Genomic DNA, 13676 nt, shown 5'->3' with positions numbered 1-13676 from the left:
ATAAAAAACAGTACAATTCAGAAAAGAAGACAATTCTACAACCAACAAAAATTAATAAATTTATAAACTAAACACTAAATTAGTTTTTATATTTAACTGTCTAATTTACTTTGAAGACGTACAAATTGAATTCCATCAAATTCTTTTAATCTAGTTACAGTATCTTCAGTAACTTTAGTGATACTGTAGATGTTTAAGTCAGCAGAATAAAAAGTTGATTTAGCTTGAAAACTATTATTAACACAAAAGTTTTCAAAAGAATTTATCAAAATTCTATTTAGCTCATTATCTCCATAGTCGAAGAGCTTAACCTTTATTTTTGAATTACTATTAAAATCAACATCTATTAATGGGCTGTAAACTTCCATATTTTCAATTGCATCAATTCCCATAATTATCGAATCAGAAAGAATTCTTTGATCAGCCTTACTAAGATTAGTTATCATTTTTCTCAAGTCAAGCGAATTATCTATTTTTAGTAGGAGTTCACTATCAAGCACACTAATAAGATTCATCTTCTTATCAACGTTGAAAATTGAAGCTATTTCTTTGCGAAAGCGCTTAGCAAGTGCATCTTCATTAATCTTTAGTCGCATCACGGTAGGAATGTAGTTATTTTGTCTAACCTTTTCATCAATCAATGGTTCTACTAGGCTCAACACCTGTCTAAAATAAATTGATTTTTCCTTAACATTATCTGTTTTTATCCATTTAGGCATAACACCGCTACCGGAACCTTCAGTTCCAGATTCATCTTTCTCTCTTTTTTGAAAGAATTTTAGAGGTAAATTTTTATTTAGCGCCATAACTTATTGTTTATTTAAATAATTTCTAACTTGTCTCAAGGAAACATTCATTTTATCAGCAATAGCGGATTGAGAAATCCCGTTTTCGTTTAAAAACTCTATCATCTTATCGAATGATATAGAACCATGATTGTTAAATTCATAAATTTCAAATAATAACTCATCATAGGTTAATATACCATTACCGTGAATTACTGCTTGAGTTTTAGCATTATTTACAACAGTTTTAATATCTGAAGGAGATTTACCATCAAACAATTTTATCAATCTATCATACTTCTTTTTATCTTCCAAAAAATCCGTTTGAAATGAATCTGTAAATTTTTTTATCAAATCAGCAATCTCACTTTCTTTTGGTAATCCAATTTCAATAACATGATTAAACCTTCTCCAAATAGCTTTATCTAAAAGTTCGGGATGATTGGTAGCAGCTATTAAAATGTTGTTTTTTGAAAAGCTATCAATATTTTGTAGTAGACTATTAATTACTCTTTTAAGCTCTCCTAACTCGTGTTGATCATCTCTAGCTTTAGCTATAGCATCAAACTCATCTAAAAACAAAATACAAGGCTTATCATCAGCAAAATCAAATATTTTTCGGATATTTTTACCTGTATTTCCTAACAATGAAGAAACTATAGCATCAAATCTTGCTACTACCAATGGCAGACCAGTTTGTTCAGAAATATATCTCGCTACAGTTGTTTTTCCACAGCCAGGTTTACCATATAATAATAATGTGTTAGATGTTTCAATTCCAAAGCTTATCAATTTGCTCTGATGTTTAACTGCGTTAACAAAATCTTGTATTTTATTCTGTAATAATGGTTCTAAAACAATAGCAAATTTGTCTTTAGATGGTAATTCAACATCAACAATACTCATTCTACTATCATTGTCTACAGGAGTAGCTAAAAGCATATCCATAGTAACAGCATTAGCAGGTTCTTTTTTCTCAATTATCTTCAAAATCATTTTAGACTGCTTTTCATCACCATCTTTGGTCATCTTATCAGCTAACAGTTTTGCATAATTGTAAACCTTACTAGGGTCTTTTGCTAAACCGCCTTCAATAATTCTTAATATCTCTGTATACATGATTTTTAAAATTAATTACGTTACAAATGTACATAAATAAATATTAAAAACAATAAAATCGTAATATTATTATCAATCAATGTAATTATTAATGTTTAAATTGTAATTATAATTTCAAAAATCGTAATATTAACATCAATTAGAATTACATTTTAAATTATCGATCTTTCCCAACGCTCCAAAGGTTATTGTATTTTAGAAGTTAATTTTATGTGTGTAAGTTTTATAGCAATTTCTAAAAGAAAACAAAAACAGCACATCAATTTCTCATTACTTTTTCTGAAGACAATAACAGACTCTATTAGCAACAAAGAAAATACTATGAGGAAACCCGTAAAATGTGCGTTTTATCTATAAAATTACAAATTAAACTATAAAATTAAAATAGTATGTTTGCGATCTAATCAAAACTTTAATGACCAAAACCATTTTATTTATCTGCTCTGCCAATAAGCAACGATCTAAAACAGCTGAAGATTATTTCAGTAGTAAGTATGCTGATTTTGAATTTATTTCGGCTGGCACGAATAGTAAAATTTGCGAACAAGAAGGAACAAATCCATTGACAATAGAACTTTTGGAACAAGCTAATATCATTTTCGTTATGGAAAACAGCCATAAAAAGGAAGTTAAAAATTTTATTAATGGTCGGTTTAAAAAAGAAATTATTGTTTTAGATATCAAGGATATTTACAAGTACTATCAAACAGAATTGATTGAAATTTTAGATGAAAAGTTAAGGGTTTATTTGGAACAGTAATTTATGAATCTTCCTCCTCCTCATCCAAAAAATCAAGTTCATTGTCTTGTTGCTTATAATCATGTGCAACGCCGGGCGGGTTGAACAAACCCCACGAATCGGTAATAAAGTGTTTTTCATTGAAACTGTCTACCCATTCCACAAATAACAGTCGGAATTCTTCGATCTGCGTGCGAATGATCTGGTAATATTCTACCTCTTCAAAACCAAGCATTTTCAGTGTGTGATACGAAACCATTAAATCGCGTGCTGCCTTGCGGATCAAGGTGGCATTTTCCATTTTTATATCGTAGAGTTTTACCGCAAATGCACCAGCTAATTTCGCCTGAATAAGCATGGCATCGCCCAGCAACTGACCTTTTAAATCTGTCAAAATAGAATCATCTTCAGGAAATAAACCGGTAATGGCTTTTAGTGTTTCAAAAATTTCTTCGGACTTTTTATAAATAGGTGTTTGCAAGTAATTTTTCATCTGTAACCGTTTTTATAAACATACAAAAATTATCTTGAATTGTAGTGGCAGTGAATGTTTTGCTGAGGTTTATGCAACTTCTCGATACAAAATTTCCTGCGCTTTGTTAATGGAATTTCACTCGAAGTGACGGTAGACAGATTCAGATTACAAAAAAAACTTCTCGATACAAAATTTCCTACGCTTTGCTACAGAAATTTCACTCGAAGTGACGGTCTATATATTGAAAAAAGTGGCTATCGTTATTTCTGATGCAGTTCTATTAAACCTTCTAACGGTTTTTGGTAAAACACACCTGCCATCAGGTTGTTGTTTTTAAGGATTGTTTTAAACTCGTCTTGTAACAAAAACGCTGTCGATCCTATAAAATGAACAGGAACATTACTATGGTTTGGATATTGTTTGATGTAATGGTCTACAAAAAACTGAAAACTATCGGCAATCATAGCCTGTAAAAAATCATGATCTTTATTGGCAATTAAAAAAGGAAGAAACGATGCCAGATACGCATTCGGGTTAGGTTCTTTATAAAAATTCTTTTTAATAAAATCGGCATTTAAATTGTAAGCTGTTTCAAACTTTGATTTTAGATCGGCTGGCATGGTATTAAAATAATGCGCACGAATCAATCGTCTGCCAAAATCTACACCCGAACAATCGTCCATTGCCAGATATCCCAACGAATTCACTGCCTGCTCTACCTCTTTACCATTGAAAAAACTACAGTTTGATCCGGTTCCGTTAATACAGACAATTCCGGGTTGCAAATCGTGACAGGTGGCATAAACAGCCGCATAGGTATCTTCCAGAATCTCGAAAAAATCGGCATTTTCAAATACTTTTTCCAAAGCATCGCGCATTACTTTTTTTGAATGAACGGTACTGCAACCCGATCCGTAAAAGTAAATTTCTTTAATAGCCGTTCGTAAATTGGCAATTTCTTCGTTCTGCAAGATTCGTTCAACCAATACATCAGTGTTCAAAACTTCCGGATTTAAGCCCAACGTATTGTAAACGCCTAAATACTGTTTGTTGTTAAATAACAACCAATCTGCTTTGGTAGAACCACTGTCAACTACAAATTTCATAAAACTGCCTTAATTAAATTCGGACACAAAATACGTTATTTTATGTAATAATACCTAAAGAGATGGAAGAAAAATAGATGAGGGGGTGATGGGTGTGGGATGTCGGGTGCTTTTATGCTGTATAATGTAAAATGTATACTGTATCGTTGAATCGTTGATTTAGCTTCGCTCCGTTCGGACTCCGTCCTCGGGTGTTGAAGCGTTAATTTGTTGAGCATAAAAAAACAATGTCAAATTTTAAAACTTTGACACTGTTTAAAGAAATTAAATTATTAATTTTAAATGAATATCCATAATATGTAGTATTTACAGTATTTTGTCATTTCGACGATAGGAGAAATCCATTTAGTAATCAAGAGATTGCTTCGCCAGTTCGCAAGCTCGGGTCTTCACTCCACTACGTTCCGTTCTGAATGACAAAACCAATAATTATGAGTGATAACAGACTCTTAAATATTTTTTTTGTTTTATACTTTCAAATTATTTACATAAACAATCAAGTCTAAAAGTTTGGCAGAATAACCATACTCGTTATCGTACCACGACACAATTTTAAAAAAGGTATCGTTTAGGGCAATTCCGGCATCGGCATCGATGATTGATGTACGAGTATCCGAAAGAAAATCTTGCGAGACAACCGGTTCGTTTGTAAAACCTAAAATTCCTTTATAATTGGTTTCTGATGCTTTTTTAAAAACATTCATTAAATTATCATACGTTGTAGGTTTTGCCAGTTTAACGGTTAAATCTACCACCGAAACGTTTGGTGTTGGAATACGGAATGCCATTCCGGTTAACTTGCCTTCTAATTCTGGAATTACCTTGGTAACCGCTTTTGCTGCCCCTGTACTTGCCGGAATGATATTATTTAAGGCAGACCGACCGCCACGGAAATCTTTCTTTGAAGCTCCGTCAACCACCAATTGCGATGCTGTTGCTGCATGAACGGTGGTCATTAATCCTTCTACAATTCCGAATTCATCGTTCAATATTTTAGCAATCGGAGCCAGACAGTTCGTGGTACACGAAGCGTTTGATAAAACGGTATCGTTTGCCGTAATCTTTTCATCGTTAACGCCCATTACAAACATTGGAATATCGTCCGATGGGGATGAAATTACTACTTTCTTCGCTCCTGCCTGTAAATGCAAACCTGCTTTGTCCATTGTTTTAAAAACACCCGAACAATCTGCCACTACTTCTACACCCACTTCATCCCATTTTAATAACGACGGATCTTTTTCTGCTGTCACTCGTATTTTTTTTCCATCAATGATCAAGTTCGTTCCATCAACAGAAATTTCTTTTTTAAACGTTCCGTGAACCGAATCGTACTTTAATAGATATGCCAACAGATCAATTTCCATTAAATCGTTTATTGCTACAATTTCCACATCGTTACGTTCAAATGATTCGCGTAAAACCAATCGTCCTATTCTTCCAAAACCGTTTATTCCAATTTTTACTTTTTCCATAACTTAAATAGATAATATATCTGATATTCTTATTAATTCATCGTCGATTTTTGCTTCGCCTTTAACCGCTTTTTCTAACGGAGTGTAAGCCATTAAATCATTTTGAAGACCAATCATGACGTTTTCCTCTCCTTTTAACAACGCTTCAACCGCTGCTACACCTGACCTGCTTGCCAAAACACGATCGAAACAACTTGGCGAACCACCGCGCTGAATATGTCCGATGACCGATACACGAACATCGTATTCGGGTAAATGTTCTTCTACATAATCGCTTAATTCGTACACATTTTTGCCCGATTTTTCGCCTTCGGCTACAATTACAATACAGCTCGATTTTCCTGAAGCCTTGCTCCTCTTCAATTTCTCTAACAATTTAGGTAAACCGATATTTTCTTCGGGAATCAAAATCTCTTCTGCTCCTGCTCCAATTCCTGAATTCAAAGCGATAAATCCGGCATCGCGACCCATAACCTCCACAAAGAAAATGCGTTTGTGAGATGTTGCCGTGTCGCGGATTTTATCAACAGCGTCGATCACCGTATTTAAAGCGGTATCGTAACCAACGGTGTGTGATGTTCCGTAAATATCATTGTCAATGGTGCCGGGAATACCGATAACGGGAATGTTGTATTCTTTAGAAAAGATCATTCCGCCGGTAAAACTACCATCGCCACCAATGATTATCAATGCATCGATGTTATTTTTCTTAATAGTTTCATATGCTTTCTTTCGACCTTTGGCTGTCATAAATTCATCTGACCGTGCCGATTTTAAAATAGTGCCGCCTTTAGATATAATGTATTTTACATCGCGCGGTCCCATTTCTTTTACATCACCATCGATCAATCCTTCAAAACCGCGAAAAATACCGTAACAACCAATTTTGTAATAAGTACACGCGCGGACAACCGCCCTGATTGCAGCATTCATTCCCGGAGCATCGCCACCAGATGTGAGTACTCCAATTTTCTTTATTTTGTTTGATTTCATATCTGTTCTTAATAACCTAAAGATACAAAATAAAATGAAAAAGCCAGAATCTATTTAGGTTCTGGCTTATCTTTTGGTTCTTCCGGAGTATCTTCCCGACGTTTTTCCTGAAACTTGATATAATCTAATCCGTAATCATCGTCAGATGTATTATTGTTGTTTGATTTGTTTTTCTCTGCTTCTTTTTGCTTGGCACGTTTGTCTGCACGAACCAGTACTTTCTTTATGAGTTCTTTAAACGTATTAAAATCTACTTCGTACGTTAAACCGACTCCCTGCGTATAACCAATACCTTCACCCAAGTAATTAATATCGTTTTCACGGTTGAAAACACGCGCACGTAACGTTCCATCATCATTTAAAAGCAGTTGAACTTCCACATCGCCTACAATCACGTTTTCTTCACGTCCGCCAATCGGAACCCCCAACTTACTGTTTACCAAAATACGGTCGCTGATCTGTGTTGAAAACGTAACACCCACACGGGCTGCATCTTCTACCTCTCTGTTCGGGTTTCGCTCACTCTGTGAATAATTCAACCCTACGCGGAACTTCCCTTCAGAATCGGAAAACAAATCATCGAACAAACTGCTGGCACGTTCAAACAAACTGCCGTAAACTGCATTTCCGCCTGTTGTAGTTGTAATAAAACCACCCGTTGCCAACAATGCCATAGCCTGTGTTTCGCGCGTATCTTTATCGGCAAGCTTAAATTCTATTTCTGATTTTATACTTGAACTTACGTTTGGAAAATCGATTAAGAAATCAATTTCGGGATTGCTTAAATTTCCCTGCAATGCAATAGAAACTTCGGTATCTACCTTACGGTTAACTTCGGAACTTTCTATGATCAGCCCCGGATTTGCCTGCGTTTTATAAACCGCCTGTAAATCTAAAATGGCATTTAAAGGTTCGCCGTCCCAACGAATTGTTCCATATTTAACCACATCGAGTTTTTTATCAATGATTCCGCCGTATTTAAAGTTGTATTCGCCTGTGTAAACCATAAAATCGCCCCACATGTTGAACCTGCCCAGCGTATTTATTTCCATAGTGATAAAACCGGCTCCGCTACCCTTCATTCCATGACCGGAAGCACGATCTAACAGAATTTCAATTTCAGCATCGGGCGTTATGTAAAACTCGAAATTTAATTGAACACCGCCAAAACGGGTATTGTTCATCGGCGTTTCGATTCCTTTTAAACGGTTGGCTTTTTCTTGTGGCGATAAAAAGTGAACAAAATTATTGTCGCCCAATCCGCCGGCATCGTCTAAAGGAATTTTAATGTTAGTTCCTTTTTTAGATTCGGCTTCAATGGTTACAACCAAACTTTCTACCGGACCTTTAATGGTTGCAGATCCATCGATAAAAGCCGTTCCGTAATAAGGAGTGCCTTCTTTATATTCGCTGTCTAATGCCAATAAATTATTAGAAGACAGTTTTGCATCGATGTTCCAGTTTTTTAATTTGTTGTGCGAAATTGTTCCGTTTAACAAACCTTTTGTTTTATGTTTGGAATCGGTAATATTTACATTTCGAAGAATGAACTGACTTTCGGTAACATCGAGCGGTGCATTTTCATCGAACAAATAATCAACGCCTGTAAAAACGGGGCGCATTCCGGCATTTGTAAGATACAGCTTACCTTCGATATCGGGATCTTTATGCGTTCCCTGAATGGTTGCACGGCCCGAAGCATCCCCACGGACATCGGACATGATCGATGATAAAAACGGTGCAATTGCTTTAAGGTTGAACTTATTAAAGCCGGCATCTAAATTCAGTTTACTTTGACCTTTGCTTACCGAAATTAATCCGTTCATGTAGAAATTCTCGGTAAAATCGTTTACAATATTTGATCGAACATTGAAATTCTGCAACGATTCATCTCCTTCCACTTCGAAATTAAACAAACCGAGCAGTACATCGTTAATCTCTAAATTTTCGACATTCAGTTTTGATTTCGGTTTGAAAATGTTGTTTTCCTGTGTAAAAGAAACGTTTCCGTTGATTAATCCGGCGAAGGTTAAATTGGTTAAATCGGGTGTAATTTTATCCAATTCCACATTCTCAAATTCCAGATTCAGATCCTTGTAATTATTTCCGTGCATGCTTCCGTTCAGCAAAACCATTTGTTCGTTGTGCGAAAGCTGAATGTCTTCAATAACAAAATCGTTGATTTCCTTATTAAAAATAATTCGGTTTTTATCGTTGTTGTACTCATTTAAATACCAAAGCGATTCTTTAAACTGAATCTCTGACTTTTCGATTCCGACTACCGATTTATTTTCTTCATCGATGGTATGATAAAAATTCAGGTAATACTTATCGGCAGCTTCAGTTCCGCCTTTAAACTGCGTATCAACGTAAAGCGTATCGTTTTTCTTGGCATTGTTCAATACAAAATCGTACGCTTTGTAAGCCTTTAAATCTATGGTATCAATGGCGATAAATGCATTTTGATTTTCGCGCAGACTGTTCACATCAATCTGAATATTGGTCAGTTTATTGTCGCCATACTTTACAAAAGGCGTGTTCATTATTAAAACAAATTCGCCGTTATCTGCTGTGATTTTTCCGGAAATAGACGTTTCATCTGCAATCTCCAATTTTGGAACAAACAAATCGACAATCTTATTTTGAATATCCAGATTGTATTCGATAAACTGATTGGTAGCAATTTTATTAGGCGAATAGTTTTTATACAGACTTCCCAACGAGTTTTCTACAATTCCCTTCAGCTGGTCATATTTAAAATTTCCGCGAATGTATCCGTTTACAATATCATTTGATTTAATATCGATTCTGCGGATGTTATTTTCTTGAAATTCCGATTTAATAGAAAGGCTGTCAAACGCATAGGTTTCTTTAGAATTGGTGTAGGTTGCATTTTGCGCCAGAATGGTACCTTCAAACGTATCCAAGTTTTTTCCTGTCCCCGCCAATTCAAAATGACCTTTAAAAACACCCAGCGAATCTTTTACAATGTTTAGGGCATTCATATTCAAATGCTCGATATCTGCTTTAAAATCAACCGCGGTTTTATCTGTTGAAAGATCTAAAGTTCCGTTGAAATCAAGCAGCGCGTTTGGATCTTTACTTACTAAAGTTCCGGTGTATGCGGGCAGTTTCAGGTTTCCGTCGATCGTAATATCCTTATACGAATAATTGTTAAACGTAAACTGCTGTACCTGACTTTTTATGATGGTGTTGAAAGATTCCGGATCGAAACTTTTACCGTCAACACTGGCTGTTAACGTTGCTGTACCGATTTTTTCATTTTCGATCAATCCGCCAATATCAAAATTATCAAGCGAAATATCGCCTTTATAAGTGGCATTTTGTTTTTGATTTACGTTCCATAATTCTACATCGGCTTTAGCAAAACCAAGATTTGTAGTGGCTTCCACATTGGCATCCACATAAAAATCTTCATAAGCTACAAAGCCTTGCAAATTAAGCAAGCCCAATTTTTCCAATTGAACCGGCAGCGATTTTCCTAAAACATTAGGAAGCAGCGCAACGGCATTAGAACGGGTAATATTTAAACGATTCAGATTAGCTTCAACCCGAAACGGATTTTTCTTTACAAACAGATTTTTTAAAGCAAAGTTTCCAATGATTTCAGATCCGAATTTATCAGAAAGCTGCGTGTTTTCCAGCTTAAAATTGTTCAACGTACCTGTTGCTTTTGTGGTTAGGTACAGAACGTTATCGGCACCAAATTCTTTATAGAAATACTTTAAATCGTTTGTTGCAACCTTTGATTTATTCAAATCAACCGCCAGATTTACTTTTTCGGTAAAATATTTCAAATCGCCTTCGGCATAGCGCATGGCGATGTTTCCTTTAATATACGATTCTTCGGTTTCAACAGCAAACGGTTTTAAATCCATTCCCTTTTTCGTCATAGAAAAACTTGTAACCAGATCTTTTATGTAAATTCCGCGTTTGTCTTTTAGAGATAACTTATTAATATCGGCATTAATATTCGCGCCTTGTACCAACAATTTATCTAAAGAACCGTTCATTTCTTTAAAATCAATCGGGGTATTTCCGGTATTATCGTCGGTGATTTTGAACCTTCCATTTGTAAGATCCAAATGATCGATCTTCATTAAAAACTTACCGCTTCCGGGTTTTCCATCGTCAAAGACAGCAATAAACTTGTCTAAATTGGTTAAGCTATCACCTTTGTATTTGTGGATAAAAAAATTGACATCCTGAATTTCGGTACTACCAAACAACAATTTTCCTTCGGTTAGCTGTTTAAAATCAGTAATATCGGTATACAATCGGTCAATGTAGGCTAAATCATTGTTTCGGTCGTCTAAAACATGCACTTTTTTCAACAGAACACTTCCATCCAACTGCACGGCAACCTGTCCGATCGACGTTCGGATATTGAATTGTTCGTTAATTCTGGTGGTCGCGTAATGCGCCAATTCTGTCTGAACTATCGGTGTGGTAATAATTACGGCTGCCAGTATAAAAACCAGCGCCAAGCCCAAGAGCAACCCAAACAGTATTTTAAAAAGTTTTTTGATAGCCTTATTTGTTTTAAATTTGCTTTTTAATTTAAAGAAACAAAAATACTAATTTATGTAAGTTAATACGGTATTTAGTAGACTTTATACACATAAATTATACCGATTTTTTACAATGGAACAATTAAAGTACATTTTGGCTATTGAAAGTTCGTGCGATGATACCGGTGCAGCCGTATTATGCAACGATAAAGTATTGAGCAATGTAGTGGCAAAGCAGGAAATTCACGAGTTGTACGGTGGTGTTATTCCCGAATTGGCTTCGCGCGCGCACCAGCAAAATATTGTGCCCGTTGTAGAAGTTGCCTTGCAAAAAGCCGGCATACAAAAAACCGATTTAAGTGCTATTACTTTTACACAAGGTCCGGGTTTAATGGGATCTTTGCTGGTTGGCGGTTCTTTTGCGAAATCGTTAAGTATGGCGTTGGATATTCCGTTGATTGCCGTAAACCACATGCACGCACATATTTTGGCTCATTTTATTGATGAAGAAGGATTCGATAAACCGACATTTCCGTTTTTGGCGATGACAATTAGTGGCGGACATACACAGATTGTGAAAGTGAATTCGTTTGTTGATATGGAAATTTTAGGCGAAACGACTGATGATGCAGTTGGTGAAGCTTATGATAAAACTGCAAAAATTTTAGGTTTTCCTTATCCTGGTGGTCCTTTGATCGACAAACATGCTCAAAACGGAAATCCAAAAGCCTACGCCTTTACCAAACCGAAAGTGGACGGATTGAATTTTAGTTTTTCGGGATTAAAAACGCAGATTTTGTATTTTATTCAGAAAGAAGTACAGAAAAATCCGGATTTTATTAAAGAGAATATCGATGATATTTGTGCTTCTGTTCAAAACATTATCATTAAAATTTTAATGGATAAAATTAAGCTTGCCGTTGAACAAACCGGAATTACCCAGATTGCAATTGGCGGCGGTGTGTCGGCAAATTCGGGCATTCGCAAAGCATTAAAAGAAACCGAAACCAAATACGGTTGGAAAACCTTTATACCCAAATTTGAATACACAACCGATAATGCCGCAATGATTGGTATTGTTGGTTACCATAAATTTCGTTTAGGAATTTTTAGTGATGATGAAGTAGTTTCTAAAGCAAGATTGGAATTTTAAAAGCTAATCTTATTTAAATCTTTCCTAATAGTATAGTTATGAAGAACATTTTAGTAATTCTTTTTTTGTTTTTGAAATTAAATTGTTTTTCACAAACTAATGTTGAAGTATATTCATTACTGAAAGAAATATCTTTAACTAAAGACTCTCGAGAAATCGTAAACACGAACGTGGGTAAAGTTTTATTAAGTTATGATTGGAAATCTGTAAATATATTATCAGAATATTTCTTGGACTCAAACAAAACTAAAGTATATTCTGACTGTTTGGAAAGATATTTGACTATTGGTGAACTTGCAATCATTATTGCAGATAGAATTGATGGAATGAATTATTACAAACTCACTTTAGTTCAAAATTGTCTTGGTGAATTTTGTAAAGGAAATTCTAACATAATTGAATATTATTTGCCTTACATACATGAAAGTGGTTTATCTGATTTTAAAGAAAGATACTTATTATGGATAAAAAGTGAAGAATATGTGACGTCAAGACATCTTTTTACAGATAAATCTAAAAGACAACTTAAAAGAATTCAACGAGAAAAGTTAAAAGCTTTTAAAAATAATATTTGATAATTAATATGCAGTTATTTTACGCTCCGGATATAGACAATGATACAATTGAGTTTACTTTTGATAAAGAAGAAAGCAAACACATTGTTAAAGTTCTACGTAAATTAGAAGGTTCTATTTTACACATTACCAACGGAAAAGGTTTTTTATTTATTTGTGAAATAGTTTTAGCATCAGAAAGGAAATGTGTTGTAAAGATAAATGAAGCACAATTTACCGAAGCTCGAAACTTCAGTATTCACATGGTGGTTGCACCAACAAAAATGAACGATCGTTACGAGTGGTTTTTAGAAAAAGCTGCCGAAATTGGTGTTGATGAAATTACACCGATTATCTGTGATCATTCGGAACGAAAGATTATCAAGACCGAACGTTTTGATAAAATTTTAATCAGTGCAATTAAACAATCGAATCAGATGTATCTTCCTATTTTAAATGAACCAATAAAACTGACCGATTTTTTATCGAAAGAAATCAGCGGACAAAAGTTTATTGCACATTGTGAAGAAACCGATAAAGTGGAATTAAAAGACCTAATTGAAATACAAAAGAATTATACGTTACTGATTGGTCCTGAAGGCGATTTTTCTACAAATGAAATCAATAAAGCACTTGCAAATGGATATTTACCCGTTGCTTTAGGAAACACGCGTTTACGTACCGAAACTGCTGCCCTTGTTGGTTGCCATACGTTTGTTTTAGCGAATAATTAGTATAAACTTTT

Annotated in this window: 11 protein-coding genes; 4 read left to right on the top strand and 7 right to left on the bottom strand. The window is 34.9% G+C overall.

Annotated elements, in window-relative coordinates:
• Positions 1 to 92: 92 nt before the first annotated feature.
• Both F0460_RS14200 and F0460_RS14195 read right to left on the bottom strand, forming a co-directional pair.
• Complete coding sequence (locus F0460_RS14200; RefSeq protein ID WP_150014383.1) at positions 93 to 806, bottom strand: hypothetical protein; 714 nt, start codon at positions 804 to 806, stop codon at positions 93 to 95.
• A gap of 3 nt (positions 807 to 809) precedes the next feature.
• Complete coding sequence (locus F0460_RS14195; protein WP_150014381.1) at positions 810 to 1904, bottom strand: AAA family ATPase; 1095 nt, start codon at positions 1902 to 1904, stop codon at positions 810 to 812.
• Between the two features lie 415 nt (positions 1905 to 2319).
• On the opposite strand from F0460_RS14195, the gene F0460_RS14190 reads away from it, so the two are divergent.
• Complete coding sequence (locus tag F0460_RS14190) at positions 2320 to 2664, top strand: low molecular weight phosphatase family protein (protein ID WP_150014379.1); 345 nt, start codon at positions 2320 to 2322, stop codon at positions 2662 to 2664.
• Between the two features lies 1 nt (position 2665).
• On the opposite strand, the gene F0460_RS14185 is transcribed toward F0460_RS14190, so the two are convergent.
• The 5 genes from F0460_RS14185 to F0460_RS14165 all read right to left on the bottom strand — a co-directional run bounded on the left by F0460_RS14185 (position 2666) and on the right by F0460_RS14165 (position 11212).
• A complete protein-coding gene (locus tag F0460_RS14185; protein WP_150014377.1) occupies positions 2666 to 3136 on the bottom strand; it encodes a hypothetical protein in 471 nt (156 codons plus the stop codon).
• A gap of 242 nt (positions 3137 to 3378) precedes the next feature.
• Positions 3379 to 4224: an N-acetylglucosamine kinase gene (locus F0460_RS14180; protein WP_150014375.1), complete on the bottom strand. Its 846-nt coding sequence runs from the start codon at positions 4222 to 4224 to the stop codon at positions 3379 to 3381.
• Between the two features lie 467 nt (positions 4225 to 4691).
• On the bottom strand, positions 4692 to 5699 hold the full coding sequence (gap, locus tag F0460_RS14175) for a type I glyceraldehyde-3-phosphate dehydrogenase (protein WP_150014373.1): 1008 nt from the start codon (positions 5697 to 5699) through the stop codon (positions 4692 to 4694).
• 3 nt (positions 5700 to 5702) lie between these two features.
• Positions 5703 to 6692: a 6-phosphofructokinase gene (pfkA, locus tag F0460_RS14170; RefSeq protein WP_150014371.1), complete on the bottom strand. Its 990-nt coding sequence runs from the start codon at positions 6690 to 6692 to the stop codon at positions 5703 to 5705.
• 50 nt (positions 6693 to 6742) lie between these two features.
• Positions 6743 to 11212, bottom strand: a complete 4470-nt coding sequence (locus tag F0460_RS14165; protein WP_150014369.1) for a translocation/assembly module TamB domain-containing protein — start codon at positions 11210 to 11212, stop codon at positions 6743 to 6745.
• Between the two features lie 145 nt (positions 11213 to 11357).
• Between F0460_RS14165 and tsaD the strand changes: the two genes are divergently transcribed.
• The 3 genes from tsaD to F0460_RS14150 are packed head-to-tail and all read left to right on the top strand — an operon-like array spanning position 11358 to position 13665.
• Positions 11358 to 12377 carry a tRNA (adenosine(37)-N6)-threonylcarbamoyltransferase complex transferase subunit TsaD gene (gene tsaD, locus F0460_RS14160; protein WP_150014367.1) on the top strand — a complete coding sequence of 340 codons (1020 nt, stop codon included), beginning with the start codon at positions 11358 to 11360 and terminating at the stop codon, positions 12375 to 12377.
• A gap of 38 nt (positions 12378 to 12415) precedes the next feature.
• Positions 12416 to 12952: a hypothetical protein gene (locus F0460_RS14155; RefSeq protein WP_150014365.1), complete on the top strand. Its 537-nt coding sequence runs from the start codon at positions 12416 to 12418 to the stop codon at positions 12950 to 12952.
• A gap of 8 nt (positions 12953 to 12960) precedes the next feature.
• On the top strand, positions 12961 to 13665 hold the full coding sequence (locus tag F0460_RS14150; protein ID WP_150014363.1) for a 16S rRNA (uracil(1498)-N(3))-methyltransferase: 705 nt from the start codon (positions 12961 to 12963) through the stop codon (positions 13663 to 13665).
• Positions 13666 to 13676: the final 11 nt, after the last annotated feature.

The sequence above is a fragment of the Paenimyroides baculatum genome (assembly GCF_008629655.1).
In the GTDB taxonomy this organism is placed as follows: Bacteria; Bacteroidota; Bacteroidia; order Flavobacteriales; family Flavobacteriaceae; genus Flavobacterium; species Flavobacterium baculatum.
This window is presented reverse-complemented; position numbering and strand designations above follow the sequence as displayed.

What these genes read in the sequence shown, in the direction of transcription:
- F0460_RS14200 (WP_150014383.1), bottom strand. Translation starts at nt 806, where the DNA reads ATGGCGCTAAATAAAAATTTACCTCTAAAATTCTTTCAAAAAAGAGAG.
- F0460_RS14195 (WP_150014381.1), bottom strand. Translation starts at nt 1,904, where the DNA reads ATGTATACAGAGATATTAAGAATTATTGAAGGCGGTTTAGCAAAAGAC.
- F0460_RS14190 (WP_150014379.1), top strand. Translation starts at nt 2,320, where the DNA reads ATGACCAAAACCATTTTATTTATCTGCTCTGCCAATAAGCAACGATCT.
- F0460_RS14185 (WP_150014377.1), bottom strand. Translation starts at nt 3,136, where the DNA reads ATGAAAAATTACTTGCAAACACCTATTTATAAAAAGTCCGAAGAAATT.
- F0460_RS14180 (WP_150014375.1), bottom strand. Translation starts at nt 4,224, where the DNA reads ATGAAATTTGTAGTTGACAGTGGTTCTACCAAAGCAGATTGGTTGTTA.
- gap (WP_150014373.1), bottom strand. Translation starts at nt 5,699, where the DNA reads ATGGAAAAAGTAAAAATTGGAATAAACGGTTTTGGAAGAATAGGACGA.
- pfkA (WP_150014371.1), bottom strand. Translation starts at nt 6,692, where the DNA reads ATGAAATCAAACAAAATAAAGAAAATTGGAGTACTCACATCTGGTGGC.
- tsaD (WP_150014367.1), top strand. Translation starts at nt 11,358, where the DNA reads ATGGAACAATTAAAGTACATTTTGGCTATTGAAAGTTCGTGCGATGAT.
- F0460_RS14155 (WP_150014365.1), top strand. Translation starts at nt 12,416, where the DNA reads ATGAAGAACATTTTAGTAATTCTTTTTTTGTTTTTGAAATTAAATTGT.
- F0460_RS14150 (WP_150014363.1), top strand. Translation starts at nt 12,961, where the DNA reads ATGCAGTTATTTTACGCTCCGGATATAGACAATGATACAATTGAGTTT.